Below are 22,437 nucleotides of genomic sequence, written 5' to 3'. Positions count from 1 at the left end.
CGCCGCGTCCCGGCCCCACCCCACCCCGGGCACTGCCCGGTCCGCGCCCGCCCGTGGCCGGTCCGGGACCGCCCCGCGCCCGCCCCGTGGCCGACCACGGCCGGACACTTCCGGCGTAACGGCGTGAAACCACCGCGGCGCGCCGCCGGGGAGCGCGGCCGGTCCGGCCGCCGAGTGACGGAACGGCGTCGGTCGGGCAACAATGCGGGGAGCGGTACGGCGGGCACGGGCGGATCGGGCGACCCCGACCCACCCCCGACCAGCCCCCACCACCGCGGGCGGGAACATGTTGAGGGCGGGAGGGCCCAGGTGACCACCATCGACGGCGGCGCGGTACGGCTGGACGACCTGGGAGCGACGGTGGCGCGGGTCCGCGACTCGGTCGCCTCGGTGATCGAGGGGAAACCGGAGGCCGTCCAGCTGGCCCTGACGGTCTTCCTGGCCGAGGGCCACCTGCTGATCGAGGACGTCCCGGGCGTCGGCAAGACCATGCTGGCCAAGGCGCTGGCCCGCTCCGTGGACTGCTCGGTGAACCGCATCCAGTTCACCCCCGACCTGCTGCCCTCGGACATCACCGGGGTGAGCATCTACAACCGCGGCACGGGCGGCTTCGAGTTCAAGCCGGGCGCGGTCTTCGCACAGATCGTCATCGGCGACGAGATCAACCGGGCCTCCCCCAAGGCGCAGTCCGCGCTGCTGGAGAGCATGGAGGAACGGCAGGTCAGCGTCGACGGCGCCACCTACCCGCTGCCCTCGCCGTTCATGGTGGTGGCCACCCAGAACCCGGTGGAGATGGAGGGCACCTACCCCCTCCCCGAGGCCCAGCGCGACCGCTTCATGGCCCGCATCTCCCTCGGCTACCCCTCCACCGACGCCGAACTGCGCATGGTGGACGTGCACGGCGGGGCCTCGCCGCTGGACGAACTGCGGCCGGTGGCGCACGCCGACGACATGCTCAAGCTGATCGAGACGGTGCGGGCGGTGCACGTCTCCCCCGCCGTGGCGGCGTACGCGGTCGCGGTTGTCGGCGCCACCCGGACCACGCCGGAGCTGCGGCTCGGCGCCTCGCCGCGCGCCACCCTGCACCTGGTCCGCGCCGCCAAGGCCGCCGCCGCGCTGGACGGCCGCGACCACGTGCTGCCCGACGACATCAAGGCGCTGGCCGTGCCCGTGCTCTCGCACCGGCTGCTCCCCTCGGCGGAGAGCCAGCTGGTGCGCCGTTCCGCGGAGCAGGTGATGTACGACCTGCTGAACCGGGTGCCGGTGCCGAACGGCATGGCGCCCGCCCCCGCGCCGTCGGCGTTCGGCCCGGCCGCCCAGACCGGCGCGAGCACGCGGGGGCGCTGATGGAGCGCCCGGCGCCCACTCCCCCACCCGCGGGGACGGCGTCCCCGCCGCCCGGCGGCCCCCCTCCCCCTCCCCCGGCCCCGTCCCCCGCCCCGGCCCCGGCCGCCGCCGGGGAGCCGCGGCAGGGACCCACCACCGCCGGCGAGACCTCCGTCGCCACCGCGCGCGGCACCCGGCTGACCGCCCTGCTCACCACCCGCGGCCGGGCCTTCGTCGCCGCCGGCCTCGCCTCCGTGGTCTGCGCCTGGCTGTTCGGCCAGGACGACCTGGTACGGATCGGCGTGCTGCTCACCGTGCTGCCGCTGCTGTGCGCGCTGTCGGTGTACGCCACCCGGCACCGGATCACCGCGGCCCGCTCGCTGTGGCCGGCGCGGATCAGCGCCGGCCAGGAGGCCCGGATGCACCTGGCCGTGGAGAACGTCTCCTGGTCGCCGAGCGGCACCCTGATGCTGCAGGACCAGGTGCCGCCCAGCCTGGGCGCCGCCCCGCGCTTCGCCCTGGACCAGGTCCGGCCGCGCCAGCGGCGCGACGTCGTCTACCGGCTGCGGCCGACGCTGCGCGGCCGCTACGCCGTCGGCCCGCTGCAGGTGCGGATGACCGACCCGTTCGGGATGAGCGAGATGGTCCGCTCCTTCAGCCACCAGAACCTGCTCACCGTGCTGCCCCGGGTGCAGCCGCTGCCGCCGGTGCGGCTGGACGGCGACGGCTCCGGATACGGGGAGGGCCGCGAGCACGCCATGGCGGCGGTCGGCGAGGACGACGTGGTGCCGCGCGAGTACCGGCACGGCGACGACCTGCGCCGGGTGCACTGGCGGCTGACCGCGCGCTACGGTGAACTGATGGTCCGTCGGGAGGAGCAGCCGCGGCACCGGCAGTGCACCGTGCTGCTGGACACCCGGGCGCTGGCCCACCGCGGCACCGGCCCGGACTCCTCCTTCGAGTGGCTGGTCTCCGCGGCGGCCTCCACCGTCGCCCACCTGACCGCGGGCGGCTGGACCGTGCGGCTGCTCACCGACGCCGGCCCGCTGCTGCCCGAGGGCCACGGCGCCCCCGGCACGGCCGGGCCGCTGGCCCCCGGCGAGCTCGCCGACCCGCTGCTGGACGCCCTGGCCGTGATCACCCCCTCGGACGGCACCGGCTTCGCCCGGGTCGAGGAGGTGCTGCGGTCCGGCTCCGGCGGCGCGAACGGCGTGCTGATCGCCCTGCTGGGCACCCTGGACGAGCAGCGGGCCGAGCAGGTGGCGGCGCTGCGCCGGCACTGCGCCGGCTCGGTGGCCTTCACGCTGGACGACGAGACCTGGCACGAGGCGGGGCCGGCGCCGGCACCCGCCATGACCGAACTGCTCGGCGACGAGGTGTCCGTGCCGATGCTGGCCGATCGGGGGTGGACGGTGGTGCCGGTGCGACGGGGCGCGGACTTCGCGTCGCTGTGGGGCGGCGCGGACCGGCACGCCGCCGGCCATCCGGCGCGCGCGGCGGCCGGGCCGGCCGCCGGCACCGCCGCCGGAGGCGTGCGGTGAGCGGCCCCGGGGCGCGGATGACGCTGATCGCGGCGCTGGCCGTGCTGCTCAACGCGCTGTCACTGGTGCCGCTGCTGGACAGCCGGGTCTGGTTCAGCGACGTGGTGCTGGTGGTCGCGGCGCTCGCCCTGTCCGGGATGGCGGCCCGGGCCGCCCTCGGCGCGCTCCCCGCGCCGGTGCCGCGGCTCGGGCTCGGGCTGGTGCCCGTGGTGCAGCTGCTGGTCGGGCTGGTCGTGGTGGCGGAGCTGTTCGCCCCCGGCACCGGCGCGCTCGGGCTGCTGCCGGAGGGCGGGACGCTGCCGGTGCTGGGCGAGCTGCTGTCGGCCGGCTCGGCCGACGTGCGGCTGTACGCCGTGCCGGCCCCGGCCACGCCCGGCATCGGGCTGCTGCTGGCCGTGGGCCTCGGCGTGGTGGCGCTGGCCGTGGACGCCTTCGCGGTGACCTGGTCCCGGCCGGCGCTGGCCGGGCTGCCGCTGCTGGCGGTGCACTCCGTGGTCGCCGGCATCGCCGGGGACGTGGGCTCCCGCTGGGGCTACTTCGCCGCCGGCGCCTTCGGCTACCTGCTGCTGCTCTTCCAGGACGCCCGCAGCCGGTCGGCCCGCTGGGGCACCCTGCTGGCCGGCACGCCGGGCCCGGGCGAGCCCCGGCCGGTGGGGGCCGGCCCGCGCGGCGGCCTGCTGGCGGTGGGCGCGGTGGTGGCGGCGGTGCTGCTGCCGCTCGCCGTGCCCGGGCCGGGGGACGGACTCCTCCAGGGGCCGCGGGGCGGCTCCGGGGGCGGCACCGGCTCAACGATCACCGCGGTCAACCCGATGGTGACCATGAAGGACAACCTCACCCAGAACGACCACCGCACGGCGCTGCGGTACCGGTTCCTGGAGGGGGAGGTCCGCAACACCGAGATGTACCTGCGCATCGTGGCGCTGGACCAGTTCGACGGGCAGGCGTGGACCCCGTCGAACCGCCCGGTGGAACGGCTGCCGCCGACCCGCTGGCCGCCGAACCCGGACGACCTGCCGGCGCCGGCCGGCCTGGACGCCGAGGAGGTCTCCACCAACCCCGCCACCGTGGAGATCACCGCCGCCCCCTGGTACCAGCAGGGCTGGCTGCCGATGCCCTACCCGGCCACGGCGGTGTGGGTCTCCCAGCCCGACCGCTGGCGGTTCGAGCCGGCCGGGCGGACCGTGATCGGCGAGAACGGCATGCACGTGGGCGGCGAGACCTACGGCGTGCGGATGGTCGAGGTGGAGCCCACCGGCGAGCAGCTGCGTCGGGCCGGGCCCGCGCCGGATGAGATCCGGCGGGAGTACCTGGCGCTCCCCGACGACCTGCCCGAGGTGGTGCGCGAGTACGCGGACCAGGTGACCGCCGGGGCGTCGAACGCCTACGAGCGGGCCGTGGCCCTGGAGCGGTGGTTCGCCCGCTCCGGGGAGTTCGAGTACAGCACCGCCGTGGACGGCGGCACCGGCGGGGAGGCGATGGCCCGCTTCCTGGACGGCCGGGAGGGCTACTGCGAGCACTTCGCCTCCACCATGGCGGCGATGGCCCGGCACCTGGGCATCCCGGCACGGGTGGCGGTCGGCTTCGTGCCGGGCACGGCGACCGGTTCCGGGGACTACACGGTGGCGGTGAGCGACGCCCACGCCTGGCCGGAGCTGTACTTCGAGGGCGCCGGGTGGGTGCGCTTCGAGCCGACGCCGAGCCGCGGCAACCCGCCGGACTGGTCGCTGGAGCCGCAGACGGACCCGGCGCCGGACTCCACCCGGGCGCCGGCCGAGAGCCAGCCGCTGCCGTCGGCGTCGGCGTCCGCCTCGGCCTCGCCGGACTGCGACGTCCAGCGGCAGCAGCGCGGCGACTGCGGCGTGCCGGAGCCGGCCGGCGCGGGAAGCGGCGGCGGCGGTGGCGCCTTCCCGTTCGGCACGGTGCTGGCGGTGCTGGCGGCGGTGCTGGCCGTGGCGCTGGCGGTGGCGCCGATGCTGCTGCGGCTGCGGGCCCGGCGCAGCCGGCTGGGCTCGGCCGCCTCCGGCCCGCGGTGGGCCTCGCGGCTCGGCTCGCGGTGGCGCGGGCGGCGGGCCCGCGGCGGGGCCGGCGGCGGCGCGGGCGCCGGGCCGGGGCTCGGCGGCGCGCTCACGGCCGCCGGCGCGGCCGCGCGGGCGGACGAGGCCGTGGCGGAGGAGCGCCGGCTGCGCGGACAGGTGCTGCAGCTGTGGCGTGAGGTCTCCGACAGCGCCTGGGACCTGGGCAGTCCGCCCGGGCCGCAGGAGACGCCGCGGGACGCCGGCCGCCGGTGGGCCTCGATGGGGCCGGCCGGCGCGGCGGCCGGATCGGACGCCTACGGCGCGGCGGTGGACCGGCTGGTCCGGGCGACGGAGCAGGCCAGCTACGGGGCATCGGCGCGTGGCCTGGCCGACCGGCTGGGGCCGCTGACCGAGGACGTGGAGCGGATCCGCGCCGGCATGCTGGCCTCGGTGGGCCGTGGCACCCGGGTGCGGGCGGTGCTGCTGCCGCGCTCGTCGGCGCGGACGCTGCGGGAGGCGGCGGACCGGTTCGCCGCGGCCCGCCAGGCGTGGCTGGGCCGGCTGCGCCGCGCGCTGCGGCGGGACGCGGCGCGGCCCGGGGGCTCCGGGAAGCCGGCCGAGCCCGCCTGAGGCCGGACGCCGGACGCCGGCGGCATGCCGACGGGCCCCGTTCCCTCCCGGACGTCGTGTGCGTCTGGGAGGGAACGGGGCCCGTCAGGAGTGGAGGACCACGCTCCGGTGGTTCGGTCGCCGGGCCGCCGTAGCGGGGGCGGACCTCCGGAGGTGTGCGGACTCAAAGGGGGTGGGTGGTGGCGATGCCGAGCGCGGTCCGCTGACCGCGGCTCAGCTCAGTTCTGCTCGTCGCGCCGGCGCTGCCAGCGCTGCTCGATGCGGTCGACGAAGCCCTGGCGCTCGCGCCGCCCGCCCCGGCCGCGGCCGGGACGGCCTGATCGGGCACCGCCGCCGGCCTCGCCCTCGCCCTCTCCGGAGGGCCCCCGGCGCCAGCCGGTGACGGCCAGCAGGGCGCAACCGAGCATGATCAGGAAGCCGACCACGCTGATCCACCAGACGGACTGCACGACCATGCCGGTCATCAGCAGGACGATGCCGAGCACGAACCCCGCGATCGCTTGGTAGACCCGCCGACGGGTGTAGGTGCGCAGCCCGCTTCCATCGAGCGCTGACGCGAATTTGGGATCTTCGGCGTACAGAGCTCGCTCCATCTGCTCGAGCATTCGCTGCTCGTGCTCCGAGAGCGGCACGGAGTCCTCCTACTCGTCGGTCGCAGGGGGCGACCTGGTGCGACCCCTTTCAGGATAGGCAGGGAATCGCCCGCGTAAAACCCGCCCCGCTGGACATCGCCACCACGGCGCGCCGGCGCCCGCCCCACCGACACGCGAAGGGATGCCACCGGCGGTACCGATGTTCGAAACTCTTCCCCGCCCACCGGGGTCTCATACCCCCGGTGGCTTCCGATGATAAGGCGCCGAACGGGCTGACGGGGCCGCCGTGGAGGACCGGATCCGGCGCACCTCCGCGGCGGGCCGCGGGGCAGGTCAGCCGGGCGTTCGACCGGCGTGTCAACCGGGCGGCCGGCGGAGCAGCGAGGCCGGCCGCACGGCGTCCCGCCCGAAGCGCTCGGCGGCCCGGTCTATGGCCCGCTCCACCTGCCGCCACCGGGTGTCCGGGCTGCCCGCGCGGCCCCCGTCGAGGCCGTCGATGGGCAGCTGCTCGGGCTGCTCGCCGTGCACCAGACCCTCCACCCGGAGCCCGGTCAGCCGGATCCGGGCTCGTTGCAGTCCGAGGCCGGCGAAGAGCGCCACGGCCTGGGCGTACAGCTCGTGGGCCAGGTCCGTGGGGCGCGGCAGGGTGCGCGAGCGCGTGATGGTGGTGAAGTCCGCGAAGCGGATCTTCAGCACGACGGTGCGACCGCGGGCCTCGTGGGTGCGCAGGGTCGCGGCGGTGCGCTGGGCGAGGGCGAGCAGGGTGCGGCGGATCACCTCGGGGTCGTCGACGTCCCGCGGGTAGGTGTGCTCGCCGCCGACGCTGCGCTCCCTCCGCTCGGGGACCACCGGCCGGTCGTCGCGTCCCCAGGCGGCCTCGTGCAGCCGGTCGGCGGCGGTCGCGCCCAGGATGCGGCGGAGCGTGCCGAGCGGGGTGTGGGCGATCTCACCCACGGTGTGCAGCCCGTAGCGGGCCAGCAGCTCCTCGGTGCGGGGGCCGACCCCGAGGAGTGCGGCGGCCGGCAGCGGGTGCAGGAAGGCGACCGTCTCGGCGGGTTCGACCAGCAGCAGGCCGTCCGGTTTGGCCCGGCTGGCGGCCGTCTTGGCGACGAGCTTGCTGGCGGCGATGCCGACCGAGGCGGGGATGCCCTGCTCGTCGGCGATCCGGGCGCGCACCAGTTCGCCGAAGGCGAGCAGGTCGGCGCGGCCGCCGACGCCGGGCAGGCCGCGCAGGTCGAGGAAGGCCTCGTCGGGCGGGAGCGGTTCGACGCGGGCGCACAGCGCGTGCAGCAGTTCCATCACGCCGGCCGAGACGGTGGCGTACTCCTCCGGGTCGGGGGCGACCACGAGGGCGTCCGGGCACAGCCGGCGGGCTCGGGAGACCGGCTGGGCGGCGTGCACGCCGCGGGCCCGGGCCGGGTAGTTGGCGCTGAGCACCACGCCCCGGGGACCGGTGGCGCCGACGATCAGCGGCCGGTCCCCGAGGTCGGGGCGGCGGCGCAGCTCCACGGAGGCGTAGAAGGCGTCCATGTCCACGTGCATCACGGTGGGCAGGGGGCCGGACGGCACCGGCGGCCGTCGGCCGCCGGGCGCCCCGGAGTGGCCGGCGGCGCGCGGGGGCAGCGTGGGGACGGCGGGGCGGGGGGTGGTGCGCGGGCTCATCGCGCCCACCCCGCGTTCCCGCCGTGCCCGCCGGGCCTGCCGTTCCCGGGCAGGCGGCCGGGCCACCCGGCGGCGCCGGACGGACCGGTGCCGGACGGACCAGCGCCGGACGGACCGGTGCCGGTCGGGGCGTCAGTCCCGGTGGACCAGCAGGTGCAGCTGGGTCGCGATGGCGTGGAAGGCCGGCTGCTCGGCCGCGGCCCGCTCCAGCCGGAGGAGCTCCTCGGCCGCGCCGGGGTCGGTGTCGGCGAGGGAGCCGGGGACGAGGTCGGAGAAGATCCGGATGCCGTGCACCGCGCCCACCCGCAGGCCGGCCGAGGAGACGAGCCGGGACAGGCCCTCCACGGTGAAGCGGCGCGGCAGCGGGTCGGCGTCGCCCCAGCGGCCGTCGGGATCGGTGAGGGCTCCGCGCGCCTCGGCGAAGTGCCCGGCGACGGCGCGGGCCAGCACGGTGCCGTGCCGGTTGGCCGTGAGCAGGCTGGCGGTGCCGCCGCGACGGAGGACCGTGGCGATGTTGGCCAGCGCCGCGGCGGGGTCGTCGACGTACTCCAGGACGCCGTGGCAGAGCACCACGTCCGCGCTCTCCGGCTCGGCCACGTCGAGCAGGCCGCCGGTGTCCGCCTGGACCCCGTGGACCAGGTCGGTGACGCCGGCCTCCGCGGCGCGGCGGTCGAGCGCGGCGAGGGCGTCGGGGCTGGGCTCGGCGACGGTGACGCAGTGGCCGAGGCGGGCCACGGGCACGGCGAAGGTGCCGGTGCCGCCGCCGGTGTCGAGAACGTGCAGCACGGCCTCGTCCGACTCGGCGGGACCACCGCCCATCGCCGCCTGCCGTTCGAGGGCCTCCTTGAGCACCTCCCAGACCACGGCGGTGCGGAGGGAGCCGGGGCGGGGACGGTCGAACACGGGTCTACTCCTCGGCGCGGGCTGCCTTGACGCCCCAACTGTACGGGGCGCCTCACCCGCCGCCGCGCGTCCGTCACCGGGGTGGTGTCGCACCTGTGGGGAGTCGGAGCGGTCACTCCCTCGCCTTCCTTACTTCGGTCGCGTTTCGGTCGTGGGTTCACGACGGAGACGTCCGATGTGGGAGGGGGAAGAACAACCCGCATGGAACTTGTGTTCGATTATAGGTCTCGTGTGACTTCTGGGATCCCTGTGGCTCGTGTGAACACAAGGGGCCCTCGCGGGCCGGCGGCCGGCCCCGTAGGCCGGGCCGCGCGGGTGCACCGGGGAGAGGGATCATGGGGGCATGGACGAGAGCGAGAACGCCACCGCCGCCGAGGCCCCCTACTGCGCCCCGGCGACCCCCACCACCCGTCCCGGCCCCCGGGACGCTGTCGGAGCCGAGGCGGGCGACGAACAGGGGCCACGCGCGGACTGCGTGCTCTGCGGCAAGCCCACCGAGTTCCCGGCCTCGGTGCCGGGGATGCCGCTCTGCCCGGTCTGCGAGTGGCAGGAGTCCCAACGCGCCCAGTGCTCCGGCTGAGCCCGGGGCCCGCTCACCGCTGGGCCCGGCCCCTCACCGCGCCCGGCGACACCCGGCCCGGGTCACCCGGCGCTGCCCGGACTGGAATGCCACAGGCGGCCCTTCGGCAGGTGGTGCCGCAGGTTGCCGACCGGTTCCCCGGGCGGGACGAGGTCGGCGTACGGGGACTGCCGGAAGCCGCTGGGGTGCACCAGCACCCGGCGGCGCCGCTCCTCGGCGGTCTCCCGCTCCGGACGCGGGGCCGTGTCGATCAGCCGGCGCACCGCCTCGATCCCCTGCTCCCGCCACAGCCGGTGCAGCCCGGTCAGCTCCCAGCAGCCGGTCGCCCGCAGCGACAGCCCCCGCGGCCCGGTGCGCCGTACCACCCCGCGCGCCAGCAGCAGCCAGGAGTGGAACACCGTCGCCGCGGCGCCCAGCTCCTGCATGTCGTCGAAGAAGGCCAGGTCCACCGGGCCGGTGGCGTCGTCCAGGCTGGCGAAGACCACCCGGCGGCCGGAGCGCACCGGCGGGGTCTGGGTGGCCACCTTCACCCCGGCCACCAGGTGCTCGGAGGCGTTTCGGGCCCGGTGCAGGTCGCGGGCCCGGGTGACGCCGAGCTCGTCGAGGAAGGCCCCGTAGAAGTCGATCAGGTGCCGGCTCACGTCCAGGCCGAGCACCTCCAGCTCCGCCCGCACCCGCTCCCCGGCGGTCATCGACGGCAGCCCGGAGCGCGCCGGCGGGCCGCCCGGTCCGGAGCCCCGGGCCGACCGCGCCGCCAGCAGCTGCTCCGCGGACATGGCCAGCGACAGCTGGCCGCCCTGCTCCGCCCGGCGCCGGCCGGCACCGCCGCGCGCCGTCTCGCCGACCCGCAGCAGCAGGTCGCGGCGGGTCAGCCCGTCCGGCCCGGGGGTGTCCTCCGGGCCGATGCCGTGCAGCGAGTCCAGCGCCCCGGCCAGGATCAGCCGCTCCAGCACCGGGCGGGACACCGCCGCCCGGTGCTGGAAGTCCTCCAGCGAGCGGTAGGGCTCCTCCGCCCGCCGCTCCACCACCCGGCGCACCTCCGCCTCGGAGATGCCCTTCACGTCGGCCAGTCCGATCCGGATGGCGAGCAGCCGCCCCGTCCCGGACCAGCCGTCCTCGGCCACGCCGTCCTCCGTCGCGCCGGCCTCGGCCGCGTCCCGCTGTTCGGCGGCGGCGTCCGCCACCTCCTCCACCCGGTACTCACCGGCGGAACGGTTGACGTCCAGGCCGAGGATCGGGATGCCGAACTGGCGGGCGTCGTCCAGGATCAGCCGCTTCGGGTACATCCCCGGATCGTGGGTGAGCACGCCGGCCAGGAAGGCGGCCGGGTGGTGCGCCTTGAGCCACGCCGACTGGTAGGTCGGCACCGCGAAGGCCGCCGCGTGCGCCTTGCAGAAGCCGAAGGAACCGAAGGACGCCAGCACCTCCCAGACCCGGGTGACCGTGGCGCGGTCGTAGCCCCGGCGGTCCGCCTCGGTGCAGAACCAGTCCCGCACCCGCTCCTGCCCCTCGGCCTTGCCGAGCGCGCGCCGGGCCTCGTCGGCGCGGGCCCGGTCGCAGCCGGTCATCACCGCGATCACCCGGATCACCTGCTCGTGGTAGACCACCACGCCCTCGGTCTCGGCCAGCGCCGCGCGCAGGTCCGGGTGCGGGAAGCGGGGGGCCTCCCAGCCCTGGCGGGCCTGGAGGAACGGGGTGACCATGTCGCCCTTGACCGGACCGGGCCGGAAGAGCGAGATGTCCACGATCAGGTCCTCGAAGGTCCGCGGGCCGAAGCGGCCGATCAGCTCGCGCTGCCCGGGCGACTCGATCTGGAAGCAGCCCAGGGTGCGGGTGGAGCGGATCAGCTCGAAGGTCCGCGGGTCGTCGTCCGGCACGGCGTCCAGGTCGACGCGTTCCCCGCCGACCCGGGCCACCTCGGCGACCGCGTGCGCCATCGCGGACTGCATCCGCACGCCGAGGATGTCGAGCTTGAGCAGCCCCAGCTCCTCCACGTCGTCCTTGTCGAACTGGCTCATCGGGAACGGGCCGAGCGGCGGGGCGGCCGCGCTGTCCTCCACCGGGGTGCGGTCGCGCAGCGTGCTGTCGGACAGCAGCACCCCGCTGGGGTGCAGCGCGATGTGCCGGGGCAGCCCGTCCAGCCGCTCCACCAGGTCGAACAGCACCGGGAAGGCCCCGCCGGCGGCGTCCCCGAAGCGCGAGGAGCGCAGCTCGGGCAGCTCGCGCAGGGCCGCGCGGACCTCCCGGGCGGGGATGTGCGGGAACGCCTTGGCGGCGGCGTCGATCTCCTCCGGGGGCAGGCCGAGGGCCGCGCCGACGTCCCGGATGGCGTGCCGGGCGCGGTAGGTCTCGCGCATCGACACGCACAGGCAGCGCCGGCCGCCGAAGCGGTCCAGCACCGCCCGGTAGACCTCGGTGCGGCGGGCGGACTCGACGTCGAGGTCGATGTCGGGCAGGGCGGCGCGGCGGTCGGAGAGGAAGCGCTCCATCAGCAGGCCGTGCCGGATCGGATCCACCTGGGAGATGCCGATCAGGTGGTTGACCAGGCTGCCGGCGCCGGAGCCGCGCGCGGCGCAGCGCACCCCCATGGCCCTGGTGAGGTCGACGACCTCGGCGACGGTGAGGAAGTAGCCGTGGTAGCCGAGCCGGTCGATCAGCGCCAGCTCCTCGTCGAGCCGGTGGAGGACGGCGGGCGCGGGGGCGGATCCGTAGCGGCGGGTCAGGCCGGCCTCGCAGCGGTGGCGCAGCTCGGCGGCGGCCAGGCGCTGCCCCTCCGGCCCGCCGGGCACGTGGGCGCCGCCCAGCAGCACGGACGGCTCCGGCATGTGCAGCGAGCCCATGCCCAGGTCGGCGAGCGGGTCCAGGGCGAGCGACTCGGCCAGGTGGCGGGTGGCCGCGAGGAGCCGGGGGGCGTCCCCGGCGGTGCCGGCGGCCCGTGCCACCTCCTCGGCGACGGCCGCCATGGCGGCGCTGTCCTTCAGGTGGCCCTCGGCGTTGACCCGGTCGCGGTGCCGCAGGTCCAGCGGGACGAGGCGGCGGGCGGCGTCCAGCACGTCGGCGACCGGGGCGTCCTCGGGGCGGGCGTAGCGCACCTGGTTGGTCAGCACGGCGGGCAGGCCGGCCTCCCGTGCCAGGCCCAGCATGCGGGCGGCGTGCCCGGTGGAGTAGGGCAGGCCGGGCGGGCCGAGGTGGGAGACCACCTCGACGACGACCTCGGCGGGGGCGGCGGCCCGCCGCCAGTGCCCCAGCAGCGCCCGCGCCCGCTCGGTGCCGCGGGCGGCGGCCGCCCGGCCGGGCGGGGAGTCCGGGCCGAGCAGCACGACCAGGGATCCCTCGCCGGCCGCGGCGGCGACCCGGCCGACGAGCTCGGGGGTGATGGTGGGGTGGCGCCGAGCACCGGAGGCGGTGAGCCGCCGTGCGCCGCGCTCGTGGGCGGCGCTGACCAGCCGGCACAGGGCGCCCCAGCCGGCGCGGCCCCGGGCCAGCACGGTGACCCGGGGCAGCCGGGGGTCCACGCTGCGCCCGCCGCGCGCCGGGCCGGGATCGGCCGGGCCACGGGCGGCGGCCAGGGCCGCGGCGTGTCCGGCGCGGCGCGCGGCGGCGCGGTCGGCCGGACCGCGCCCGCCGTCCGCCCGGCCGCCCGGCTCGTCCTCCTCCTCGACGGCGAGGTCGGCGCCGAGCACCGGCCGGATGCCGGCCGCCGTGCACGCCTGGACGAACCGGACGGCCCCGTAGAGGCCGTCCCGGTCGGTCAGCGCGAGCAGGTCCAGCCCGGCCTCGGCGGCGCGCACGACCAGGGCCTCCGGCAGCGAGGCGCCGTGGCGGAGCGAGAAGCCGGAGGCCACGTGGAGGTGGGCGAAGGGAGCGGTCACGGTACGGGGCGGCCGGCGGGGCCGGCGGGGTCGGGGTCGGGGGGTGCCTCGGGCAGTTCGGGCTGCGGGTGGAGGTCGAGGAGGTCCTCCGCCTGGTGGAGGAACTCGGTGCTGTGCCGGAGCAGTTCGGCGGCCTCCCGCGCGGTGGCGGAGCCGGGGACGCCGGCCTCGGCCACCGCGCGCTTGGTGGCGCTCGCGGCGAAGACGGCGGCCCAGCCGGCCAGCTCCGGGGCGGCCTCGGGGAGCATCTCCCAGGCGCTGCGGATGGCCGGGCGACGGCGGCGGACCGTGCCGCCCGCCTCGGCGCCCGGTCCGGTGGTGGCGGAGAGCACGGCGGCGGCGGTGCGCAGCGCGGCGTAGTGCGCGGCGGCGTAGCGCTCCTCGGGCAGTTCGGCGGCCTCGGCCCGGGCCAGGATGCGGCGGGCGTGGGCGAGCAGACCGGAGGCGACCGGCGAGGCGGGGGCGGACGGGCGGTGCGCCGGGCGGCCGGTGGCGGCCGGGCGCGGCTCGGGGGCGTGCGCCCGGGCCTTGGGCAGGCGGGCGGCGGCGCCGGGGTGGGTGCTGTCGGCGAATCGGCGGGTCGTGGTTCCGGGCATGGGAGGTCTCGCTTCCCCCGGATCGGCCCTGGTCTTCCGCTTCGGGCGGCATCCGGTCAGTTCGGTGGGGTCATGGGTCGTTTCCGAGGTTCCGTTCCGCGTGTTCGGGTGGTGCTGTCCGAGCCGTCCGGGCCGTCCGGGCTGCTGTCCGGCGCCGTTGCGGGCGCTCCCGGGGGTGCCGCCGTGCGGCCGGTGGTCAGTCGGCCGTGCGGGTGAGCGTCCAGCGCCCCCGTGCCGGATCGAGGCTGAGGTCGTAGACGCCGGGGGTGGCGTACCGGCCGGGGCTGGCCTCCACCCGCCAGACCTCCCGCTCGGTGCGGTCGATCGGGGCGGGCGCCTCCGGTGCCGTGCCGTGGGCGAGCGGCGCGCCGGGGTCGGCAGCCGGCTGGTCGGCGGGGGTGGCGGGCCGGGCGCCGGCCAGGTCGCGCCACCAGGCACCGCTCTCCTTCCAGTGGTCGAGGACGCCGCGCACGGCGTAGAGGCGGTCCCGCCACAGGAAGTACTCCGGGCGCCCGTGCGAGCTGCGGACCTCCACCGGATCGGCCGCGATACGTGCCACCTGCCTCCTCCTTCCGCCAAGCCGGAGGCCGGCCGGACCGGTGCTTCCCCACACCTGTCCGGCCGACCACCAATTGTTCGAACACCGGTTCGAACACATTCAGAGTACCCCCGCCGCAGCCGTCCCCGTCAACGGGATACCCGCCGCGACCTGCGGCGGAGCATCCCTCCGGCACTCCAACTGCCCGTTCGAACAACTCGGTTGAGCCGGATCCCGAACGCTTCCATCGTCCTCCCCGCCACTGACAGTGGCCCGGTGATCACCACCCCCGAACGCCCGCGCCCCGCGACGGACGGGCCTGTCGCGGGGCGCGGGGCGGGGCGGACTCGGGAGCGGGGGACGCGGCGCGCGAGGGGGCGGCGCAGCCGGGAGGAGGATCAGGCGGCGTTCCGGGGCCCGCGCCGCAGCACGGTGCACAGCGCCTCGCCCAGGGCGTCGGCGCCGCCGGCCCCCGGCGACCGCCAGGCGATGAGGCGGTCCGGGCGCACCAGCGACGCCCCGTCCGGGCCCACTCCGTAGGCCCGCCGCCACCGGCCCTCCGGGTCGGCCGGGCCGCCCTCCCCGTTGATCAGCACGGCCCGCAGCGGCACGCCGAGCCGGCCGGCCACCTCGTCGGCGGCCCGGGCCCACCCGGCGGACTCGGTGAGCAGCACGAACTCCCGGCCGAGCAGGTCGAGGACGGGCAGCCGCTCCCCGTCCCGGATCAGCCACACGTGCGGGGCGTGCGAGCCGGGGCGCCCGGTCGGCCGGGCCGGATCCTCGTGGAGCGCGCCGTCCTCGTCGGGCTCGGGCACCACGGCGCCGGCGGCACAGCGGTAGCCGAGCAGCAGCCGCTCCCACGGGACGGGCGCGTCCTCGGTGCCGTCGGCCAGGTGCGGCGCCGCGCGGTGGATCATGTTGGTGTACTGCTGCCCGGCGATCAGCTCGCCGTAGGGGCGGCGCTCGGCGTCGTGGCTGTCCAGCAGGGCCGCTCCGGCGTGGCCGCGCACCACCGCGGCGAGCTTCCAGGCGAGGTGGAAGCCGTCCATCACAGCGGTGTTGCCGCCCTGGCCGCCGTGCGGGGGCATGGTGTGCGCGGCGTCGCCGACCAGGTGCACCCGGCCGCAGCTGAAGCGGTCCGCGATCCGGTGCGCCAGCCCGGTGGGAGCGCGGTCCACCAGCTCGACCTCCAGGTCGGGCACGCCCAGCGCGATCCGGACCTGGGCGAGGCAGTACTCGTCGGTGACGTCCGCGTAGCCGCCGCCGGCGTCCGGGTCGTACCCGAACGTCACCACGTAGCGGCCGGGGGTGTCGGTGGTCACGAAGGCGCCGGAGCCGCCGCCCAGTTCGGGGTTCTGGAGGTAGAACAGCGCGAACTCGCGGCCGGCCAGGGCCTGCCGGAGGTCCGCCTCGAACACCACGGCCACCGAGTGTTCGAGCGTCCCGCGCCCGTGGGTGCCGATGCCGAGCCGCCGCCGGATCCCGCCGCGCCAGCCGTCGGCCGCCACCAGGTAGTCGGCGCGGACCCGGCTCACCGCGTCGGTGCGCAGGTCGCGCAGCACGGCGGTGACGCCGTGGGCGTCCTGTTCGAAGGTCTCCAGGCGGGTGGAGAACCGCAGTTCGGCGCCGAGTTCCCGGGCGCGGTCGGCCAGGATCGGTTCGGCCCGCTCCTGGCTGGCCATTCCCATCCGCTCCGGCGTGATGTGCGACCAGTCCGGCCACCGCTCGGGCAGCACCTCGTGCAGCCGCGGCCCGGTGACGCTGCGGGCGATCACGATGGGCATGCCGCGGTCGACGTCGTATCCGGCGGCGCGCACCCGCTCGGAGACGCCGGCGATGCGCAGGGCCTCCATGGTGTGCCAGGACTGCCCGCGCGCCTTGGGCTGGTTGGACGTGCCGGGGTGGCGCTCGACCAGCAGCGACGGCACCTGGTGCAGGCCGAGGAACATCGCGGTGGAGGTCCCGGCCAGCCCGGCCCCCACGATCAGGACCGGCACCCGCTCGTCCCAGGCCGCGTCCGCGTCCTCGCCCCCGTGTGTGGTGGTCATCGTCGACACCCTTCTCTCGAATCGCGTTCGCTTGACGAACGACGTTCGTCAACGAACACCGTTCTACTACCGAACGACGTTCGCGACAAGTAAGGTGTTCGTCATGGCAGCACCGCCCCCGCCCAGCGACCGGCGGCCCACCCCGGGCTCCGACGGCCTCCCCGACCTGCCACCGCCGCCCTGGCGGCGCGGCCCGGGCAGGCCGCGGCAGCAGCTCACCCGGGAGGCGATCGTCACGGCGGCCCTGCGGATCATGGGCGAGGAGGGCCTGGACGCGGTGACCATGCGACGCGTCGCCCAGGCGCTGAACACCGGGCCGGCGTCGCTCTACGCGCACGTGCGCGACAAGCAGGACCTCCACGAGCTGATGCTCGACGAGGTCTTCAAGGACGTGCGGGCCCCCGAGCCGGATCCGCGCCGATGGCGGGAACAGCTCAAGGAAGTCACCCTGGCGACCACCCAGGTGCTGCTGGACCACCCGGGAACGGCCCAGATCCTGATGCGGACGCTGATCCCGACCACCCCCGGACTGCTGGTCATCATGGACGCGACGCTCGGCATCCTGCGCGCGGCCGGCTTCCCGGACCACGTCGCCCTGCGGGCCAGCGACGCCCTCGCGCTGTACAGCACGGCCTACGCCTACGAGGCAAGCCTGTGGCCGAGCGGCGAGGCCGGCCAGGAGGAGGCGACGCGCCGGATCGGCGAGATCGAGGACTACCTCGACTCGCTGCCGGCCGACCGCCTGCCGCACCTGACGGCGCTGCGTCCGGCCATGCGCGGGGGCGACGCGGTGGAGCACTTCGAGTTCGCGCTGGACGTCTTCATCGCCGGGATCACCGCCTACGCCCCGCCGGCGGCCGAGCCCTCCGGCACCGCCGACCGCCCCACCACCCCCTGACCCGGTCCGGCTCCCGACCGGCTCCGCCCCCGCCCCGGTCCGACGCCCATCCCTGGTCCGGCACCCGACCTGCTCCGAGCTGACCTGGTCCGACACCGCGACCGGCGGCGGGGCGTCCCGCCGCCGGCCACGGACTCAGACCAGGTCGCCCGGGTCGGTGTTGGCGCCGCAGAGCAGCACGGCGACCCGCTCGCCGTCCGCCGGCCGGTAGGCCCCGCCGGTCAACGCGGCCAGCGCCGCCGCGGTGCCGTGCTCGACCACCACGCGGCGCTCCTCCCACAGCGCCCGCCGCGCCCGGACGATCTCCTCGTCCGGCACCAGCACGGAGCGCACCCCGGTGTCGCGGGCCACCGCGAAGGCGATGTCACCGACCCGCGAGGCACCGAGCGAGTCCGCGGCGATCCCGGACACCGCGACCTCGACCGGACGGCCGGCGCGCAGCGCGTCGTGCAGCGTCGGGATGGTCACCGGCTCGACCGCCACCACCCGCGCGCCCCGCTCGGCCAACGCCGTGGCGACCCCGGCCATCAGCCCGCCGCCGCCCACCGCCACCAGCACGGTGTCCACCCCGCCGGTCTGCTCCCACAGCTCCAGGCCCACCGTGCCCTGCCCGGCACAGACGTCCACCTGGTCGTAGGCGTGGCAGAACAACGCCCCGCTGTCGGCCTGGTGCTTCAGCGCGGCGTCGTACGCCTCCGCGTACCGCTCTCCCACCAGGTGGACGGTGGCACCCAGCCGGCGCAGCCGCTCCACCTTCACCCGGGGCGCCGCCACGGGGACGAACACGTCCGCCGGCACGGCCAGCGCGCGGGCGGCGTACGCGACGCCCAGGCCGGCGTTCCCGCCCGAGGCGGCGACCACTCCCGCGCCGGTCAGCTCCCCGCGCTCCCGCGCCGCCAGCAGGCGGTTGAAGGCGCCCCGCGCCTTGAACGAGCCGGTGTGCTGCAGGTACTCCAGCTTCAGCCAGGCGGGCCCGGCGAGGCCGCCGCCGTCCAGCGCGACGGTGGGCGTGGTGCGCACGTGACCGGCCGTCCGGGAACGGGCGGCATGGACGTCGCTTGAGCTGATCATCGAGGGCTCCTTCACCGAAGGCCACGTGTTTACGCCGTAGCGTACGATGTAAACAAGCCTGTAGCGTACGGTGTTCCGCATGGGAACGCCACGGAACCGGGAGACGCCGCTGACGGTGGAACGCATCGCCGACGCCGCCCTGGCGCTGGCGGACCGCGGAGGGCTGGAGGGCGTCACGATGCGCGCGGTCGCCGCCGAGCTGGGCGTCAGCGCCATGGGCCTGTACCGGCACGTCCGCTCCCGCGACGAACTGCTGGACGCGATGGTCACCCGCGCCCTGGAGGAGCTCCCGCTGGACCCGGCGCCGGGGGAACCGTGGGAGCGGCGGTTCGCCGACCTCTTCCGCGGGCTGTACCGCACCCTGGCCGCCCGCCCCGTGCTCACCCGGGTCCGCCTGGGCCGGCCCTTCCTGACGCCGGGCGCGATGCGCCTGACCGAGCGGGCGCTGGAGCTGCTGCGCGAGCGGGGCCTGGACGAGACGGCGGCCATCACCGCCTACCGCGCCGTGTACCTGCACACCCTCGGCTGCGCCGCCTTCGTGGACCACGCCGACCCGCAGGGGGCGCGCCGCGAGGCCCGCACTGCGCTGGCGGCCCTGCCGCCGGAGGAGTTCCCCCACCTCGCCGGCTCGCTGGACACCGTGGTGAACGCCATCGCCGGGGACGCCGCCTTCGAGTACGGCCTGCGCGCCCTGGTCTCCCGGGTGGCGGAGGAGCACGGGCACCAGGTTTGAGCGGCCGGTTCCCGGAGTTGTCCACAGGTCCGCGGAGGGGGCTGCCGGGGAGGGGCCCGCCGATGGGATCCTGAGAAAGGGGGCCTTCGCGCCCCCCTACCGGGGGTTGGGGAGCTTTCGGAGCGGGGGCCATGCCGCCTCGCCCCTCCCCTCCCACCAGCCACTCCCCCTCGCCTCCCCCTCCTCGCGCACCCCCCTTCCTCCCCCACCGAAGGCCCTCGGCCTCCCCGACTCACGCCCCTCCCTCCCCACGCCCTACTATTTGAACTGACCAGTCAGTTCAAAAATGGAGGGACGAGTCAGCGGTGAACGAGGCGGGGAGCGACGACCACGCCGCACGCGGGGTCCGTGTCCAGACCGAAGGACTCGGACTGCGCGGGCCGCGCGGCTGGGTGTACCGGAACATCGACATCGACGCCCCACCCGGCGCCCTGGTCGTCGTCGAAGGGCCACCCGGCTCCGGGCGCACCTGCCTGCTGCTGACCCTCGCCGGACGGATGCGCCCGACCACCGGCACCGCCCGGATCGGCGGCCACCCGCTGCCGAAGCGCGCGGGCGCGGTGCGGCGGATCGCCGCGCTCGGGCCCGTTCCGGGCGTCAACGATCCCGAACCGGCGCTGACCGTCCACGAGCTGATGCGGGAGCGGCTCCTCCCCGGCCGCCACCGGGCCCGGCGGGTGGCCGGGGCGCTGCGACTGGTCGGCCTGGAGCCGGACCGGCTGCCACTCAGCGAACGCACCCCGGCACACCGGCTCGACGCCCTGGACGCCTTCCGGCTGGGCACCGCCGCGGCCCTGCTCGCCCGGCCCGGACTGCTCTGCGTCGACTCGGTGCTCGATCCGCTGCCCCCAGCCGACCGCGCCACGGCGCTGGGAGTCCTCCAGGCCGCGCGGGCGGAGGGCACCACGGTCGTCGTCGCCCGGAGCGACGCCGCCGAGTGGCGCGGCACGGCGGACCTCCTGGTACGCCTCGCCCCCGCCACCCCGACCACCCCCACCACCCCGAGCGCCCAGGAGGCCACCGGTGCGCGCGCCTAGACTCGCCGCCCTGGAGATCAAGCGGTTCACCCGCGGACGACTGCCCCGGGCCGCGCTGGTCGCCCTGCTGTTGCTGCCCCTGCTCTACGGCGCGCTCTACCTGTGGTCCTTCTGGGATCCCTACGGCAGGCTGGACCGCCTCCCGGTGGCGCTGGTCGTGGAGGACCGCCCGGCCGAGGCGGACGGCGAGCGGGTGGCCGCCGGGGCGGAGCTGGCCGAACGGCTGGAGGACAGCGCCACCTTCGACTGGCGGCGCACCGACGCCGAGGACGCCGCGGAAGGGCTGAGCGAGGGCCGCTACTACCTCACCCTCACCATCCCCGCCGACTTCAGCTCCTCGCTGGCCTCCGCCTCCGGCGACGACCCGCGCGCCGGCACGATCCGGGTGGCCACCGACGACGCCAACAACTACATCGTCGGCCAGATCTCCCGCAGCGTGTTCTCCGAGATCCGCGCGGCGGCCTCCGCCAGCGCCTCCCACGACTACTACGACAACATCTTCGTCGCCTTCGGTGACCTGCACGACCGCACCGCCGAGGCGGCCGACGGCGCGGGCCGGCTCGCGGACGGCAGCGCGGACGCCGAGGAGGGGTCGGCGGCGCTCGCGGACGGCAGCGCCGAGGCCCGGGAGGGCTCCGAGCAGCTCGACTCGGGCCTCGGCGACGCCGAGGAGGGCAGCGGTCAGCTCGTCGACGGCCTCGAAGCACTCGACGCCGCCACCGGCCAGCTGGCCGACGGGGCCGCTCGGGTCGCCGAAGGCACCCGGGCGATCGCCGAGACGGCGGACGGCGTCGAGCAGGAGTACGGGGCAGCGCTGCGCGAACACGGGGACGAGATCCGCGAGGGCGCCCGGCTGGTGGCCGAGGCGGCCGAGGCCGTCTCCCAGGGCGCCGAGGACCTGCCGGCGGACGCCGACCAGGCGGCCGGTCGGGCGGCCGAGGCCCGGGACACCCTGGAGGAGCTGTACCGGGAGCAGTGTCCGACCGGTCCGGCCACCGGCACCGACCTCGCCTCCGTCGACCGGCCCGCGAACAGCCGGCCCGCGAACGGCGGGGCCACGACGGCCGAGCCCGCCACCGACCAGACCGCCGCCGAGTCCGCCGCCCGGGCCGCCGCCGAGGAAGGGACCCCCGACGGGGAGACCGCCGGTGACGGCGCCGGCACGCCCGACCAGCAGTCCCCCACCACGGCCCCCACCGCCTCCGCCGCCCCGTCCGGACTGGACGCCGCCGGCTGCGCGGCCCTGGACACCGCCCGCGCCGCCGCCTCGGACGCCGCGGACGCGACCGCCGCCGTCGCCGCCGACCTCGACGACCGCGCCGGCCGGCTGACCGAACTGGCCGAGCAGGCCGACGCCGTCGCGGCCGTCGCCGAGGAGATCGCCGCGGTCCCCGACCCCTACGCCGCGCTGCACGACCGCGTGGAACAGCTCGACCAGCTGCGGGACGGCGCCGACCAGGTCGCCCAGGGGGCCGCCGCGCTGCACGAGGGCGCCCCCGCCCTGCTCAGCGGTGCCCGCAGCCTCGACCAGGGCATCGGGCGGCTGCACGACGGCGCCGGAACCCTGTCCTCCGGGCTGTACCGGCTCTCCGACGGCGCGCTCACCCTGCAGGGCGGGCTGGCCGAACTCAGCGGCGGCGCCGAGGAGCTGAGCCAGGGCCTGCACCAGGGCGCCGACGCCATCCCGGACTACGACGAGGCCGAGCGGGACGCCCGCAGCGACGTGATGAGCGACCCCGTCCGGCTGGCCCGCGAGTCCCTCAACCCGGCCGCCACCTACGGCACCGGGCTCGCCCCCTACTTCGTCCCGCTGGCGCTCTGGGTCGGGGCCATGGTGTCGTACATGCTGCTGCGCCCGCTGAGCCCCCGGCTGCTGTCCGCCAACGTGCCGGCCTGGCGCGCGGCGCTGGCCGGCTGGCTGCCCGCCGCCGCGGTGGGCGTGCTCCAGGTGCTGGCGCTGCTGTCCGTGCTGCACTGGGCGATCGGCCTGCGGGCCGCGGCCCCGCTGGCCACCGCAGCCTTCCTCACCCTGGCGGCGCTCACCTTCGCGGCCGTCCTGCAGTGGCTGAACGCCCGGTTCGGGGCGCCCGGCCGGCTGCTCGGGCTGGCCCTGCTGATGCTCCAGCTGACCTCCGTCGGCGGCACCTACCCGGTGGAGACCAGCCCCGGCTTCTTCCAGGCGATCCACCCCTACCTGCCGATGACCTACGTCGTCGAGGGCACCCGCCGGCTGCTCACCGAGGGGGTGACCGGCCGGCTGTGGACGGACTGCGCGGTGCTGGCCGCGTTCCTGCTCGGTGCCCTGGCGCTCACCACCGTCGCCGCGCGCCGTGGCCGGACGTGGAGCGTCAAGCGCCTGCACCCGGAGCTGACGCTGTGACCTCGGACCGCCAG

At 76.8% G+C, this 22,437-nt stretch carries 16 protein-coding genes; 8 read left to right on the top strand and 8 right to left on the bottom strand.

Annotated features, from left to right (window positions below):
• Window positions 1-309: 309 nt before the first annotated feature.
• From FHU37_RS20355 to FHU37_RS20345, 3 genes are read left to right on the top strand one after another with little or no spacing between them, the layout of a single operon-like run.
• On the top strand, window positions 310-1,347 hold the full coding sequence (locus FHU37_RS20355; RefSeq protein WP_179815570.1) for an AAA family ATPase: 1,038 nt from the start codon (window positions 310-312) through the stop codon (window positions 1,345-1,347).
• The gene (locus FHU37_RS20350) at window positions 1,347-2,867 is read left to right on the top strand and encodes a DUF58 domain-containing protein (RefSeq protein WP_179815569.1); all 1,521 of its coding nucleotides are present in this window, start codon (window positions 1,347-1,349) and stop codon (window positions 2,865-2,867) included. Before FHU37_RS20355 ends, FHU37_RS20350 begins: the two co-directional genes overlap by 1 nt.
• Window positions 2,864-5,512: a transglutaminase TgpA family protein gene (locus FHU37_RS20345; RefSeq protein WP_179815568.1), complete on the top strand. Its 2,649-nt coding sequence runs from the start codon at window positions 2,864-2,866 to the stop codon at window positions 5,510-5,512. Before FHU37_RS20350 ends, FHU37_RS20345 begins: the two co-directional genes overlap by 4 nt.
• A gap of 218 nt (window positions 5,513-5,730) precedes the next feature.
• Here the strand turns inward: FHU37_RS20345 and FHU37_RS20340 are convergent, their stop codons facing one another.
• The 3 genes from FHU37_RS20340 to FHU37_RS20330 all read right to left on the bottom strand — a co-directional run bounded on the left by FHU37_RS20340 (window position 5,731) and on the right by FHU37_RS20330 (window position 8,670).
• Window positions 5,731-6,144, bottom strand: a complete 414-nt coding sequence (locus tag FHU37_RS20340) for an SCO2097 family morphological protein (protein ID WP_179815567.1) — start codon at window positions 6,142-6,144, stop codon at window positions 5,731-5,733.
• A gap of 318 nt (window positions 6,145-6,462) precedes the next feature.
• On the bottom strand, window positions 6,463-7,767 hold the full coding sequence (dinB, locus tag FHU37_RS20335; RefSeq protein WP_179815566.1) for a DNA polymerase IV: 1,305 nt from the start codon (window positions 7,765-7,767) through the stop codon (window positions 6,463-6,465).
• 132 nt (window positions 7,768-7,899) lie between these two features.
• On the bottom strand, window positions 7,900-8,670 hold the full coding sequence (locus tag FHU37_RS20330; protein ID WP_179815565.1) for a methyltransferase domain-containing protein: 771 nt from the start codon (window positions 8,668-8,670) through the stop codon (window positions 7,900-7,902).
• Window positions 8,671-9,013: 343 nt separating this feature from the next.
• On the opposite strand from FHU37_RS20330, the gene FHU37_RS20325 reads away from it, so the two are divergent.
• The gene (locus tag FHU37_RS20325) at window positions 9,014-9,250 is read left to right on the top strand and encodes a hypothetical protein (protein ID WP_179812181.1); all 237 of its coding nucleotides are present in this window, start codon (window positions 9,014-9,016) and stop codon (window positions 9,248-9,250) included.
• 62 nt (window positions 9,251-9,312) lie between these two features.
• Here FHU37_RS20325 and FHU37_RS20320 read toward each other — a convergent pair whose 3' ends face one another.
• From FHU37_RS20320 to FHU37_RS20305, 4 genes are all read right to left on the bottom strand, one after another.
• The gene (locus tag FHU37_RS20320; RefSeq protein ID WP_179815564.1) at window positions 9,313-13,122 is read right to left on the bottom strand and encodes a DNA polymerase III subunit alpha; all 3,810 of its coding nucleotides are present in this window, start codon (window positions 13,120-13,122) and stop codon (window positions 9,313-9,315) included.
• Window positions 13,119-13,718 carry an SAV_6107 family HEPN domain-containing protein gene (locus tag FHU37_RS28480; protein WP_179815563.1) on the bottom strand — a complete coding sequence of 200 codons (600 nt, stop codon included), beginning with the start codon at window positions 13,716-13,718 and terminating at the stop codon, window positions 13,119-13,121. The genes FHU37_RS20320 and FHU37_RS28480 overlap by 4 nt, the downstream gene beginning before the upstream one ends.
• 196 nt (window positions 13,719-13,914) lie before the next feature.
• Window positions 13,915-14,277, bottom strand: a complete 363-nt coding sequence (locus tag FHU37_RS20310) for a DUF6504 family protein (protein WP_179815562.1) — start codon at window positions 14,275-14,277, stop codon at window positions 13,915-13,917.
• 377 nt (window positions 14,278-14,654) lie between these two features.
• Window positions 14,655-16,304, bottom strand: coding sequence for an FAD-dependent monooxygenase (locus tag FHU37_RS20305; protein ID WP_179815561.1), 1,650 nt, complete (start codon window positions 16,302-16,304; stop codon window positions 14,655-14,657).
• A 103-nt stretch (window positions 16,305-16,407) separates the two neighbouring features.
• Here FHU37_RS20305 and FHU37_RS20300 point away from each other — a divergent pair, with 103 nt between their 5' ends.
• Window positions 16,408-17,202: a TetR/AcrR family transcriptional regulator gene (locus FHU37_RS20300; RefSeq protein ID WP_179815560.1), complete on the top strand. Its 795-nt coding sequence runs from the start codon at window positions 16,408-16,410 to the stop codon at window positions 17,200-17,202.
• A gap of 135 nt (window positions 17,203-17,337) precedes the next feature.
• Here FHU37_RS20300 and FHU37_RS20295 read toward each other — a convergent pair whose 3' ends face one another.
• The gene (locus tag FHU37_RS20295; protein WP_179815559.1) at window positions 17,338-18,273 is read right to left on the bottom strand and encodes a threonine/serine dehydratase; all 936 of its coding nucleotides are present in this window, start codon (window positions 18,271-18,273) and stop codon (window positions 17,338-17,340) included.
• Between the two features lie 79 nt (window positions 18,274-18,352).
• On the opposite strand from FHU37_RS20295, the gene FHU37_RS20290 reads away from it, so the two are divergent.
• The 3 genes from FHU37_RS20290 (at window position 18,353) to FHU37_RS20280 (ending at window position 22,423) form a co-directional block, all read left to right on the top strand.
• On the top strand, window positions 18,353-19,006 hold the full coding sequence (locus tag FHU37_RS20290) for a TetR/AcrR family transcriptional regulator (protein WP_179815558.1): 654 nt from the start codon (window positions 18,353-18,355) through the stop codon (window positions 19,004-19,006).
• Between the two features lie 305 nt (window positions 19,007-19,311).
• Window positions 19,312-20,043, top strand: coding sequence for an ABC transporter ATP-binding protein (locus FHU37_RS20285; protein ID WP_179815557.1), 732 nt, complete (start codon window positions 19,312-19,314; stop codon window positions 20,041-20,043).
• Window positions 20,030-22,423: a YhgE/Pip domain-containing protein gene (locus tag FHU37_RS20280; RefSeq protein ID WP_179815556.1), complete on the top strand. Its 2,394-nt coding sequence runs from the start codon at window positions 20,030-20,032 to the stop codon at window positions 22,421-22,423. Before FHU37_RS20285 ends, FHU37_RS20280 begins: the two co-directional genes overlap by 14 nt.
• Window positions 22,424-22,437: the final 14 nt, after the last annotated feature.

It is taken from the genome of Allostreptomyces psammosilenae, from assembly GCF_013407765.1.
Classification (GTDB): domain Bacteria; phylum Actinomycetota; class Actinomycetes; order Streptomycetales; family Streptomycetaceae; genus Allostreptomyces; species Allostreptomyces psammosilenae.
Note: the sequence above shows the minus strand (reverse complement) of the source record. Positions and strands in the feature narration are given on the sequence as shown.

What these genes read in the sequence shown, in the direction of transcription:
- FHU37_RS28480 (WP_179815563.1), bottom strand. Translation starts at nt 13,718, where the DNA reads ATGCCCGGAACCACGACCCGCCGATTCGCCGACAGCACCCACCCCGGC.
- dinB (WP_179815566.1), bottom strand. Translation starts at nt 7,767, where the DNA reads ATGAGCCCGCGCACCACCCCCCGCCCCGCCGTCCCCACGCTGCCCCCG.
- FHU37_RS20325 (WP_179812181.1), top strand. Translation starts at nt 9,014, where the DNA reads ATGGACGAGAGCGAGAACGCCACCGCCGCCGAGGCCCCCTACTGCGCC.
- FHU37_RS20295 (WP_179815559.1), bottom strand. Translation starts at nt 18,273, where the DNA reads ATGATCAGCTCAAGCGACGTCCATGCCGCCCGTTCCCGGACGGCCGGT.
- FHU37_RS20350 (WP_179815569.1), top strand. Translation starts at nt 1,347, where the DNA reads ATGGAGCGCCCGGCGCCCACTCCCCCACCCGCGGGGACGGCGTCCCCG.
- FHU37_RS20290 (WP_179815558.1), top strand. Translation starts at nt 18,353, where the DNA reads ATGGGAACGCCACGGAACCGGGAGACGCCGCTGACGGTGGAACGCATC.
- FHU37_RS20305 (WP_179815561.1), bottom strand. Translation starts at nt 16,304, where the DNA reads ATGACCACCACACACGGGGGCGAGGACGCGGACGCGGCCTGGGACGAG.
- FHU37_RS20300 (WP_179815560.1), top strand. Translation starts at nt 16,408, where the DNA reads ATGGCAGCACCGCCCCCGCCCAGCGACCGGCGGCCCACCCCGGGCTCC.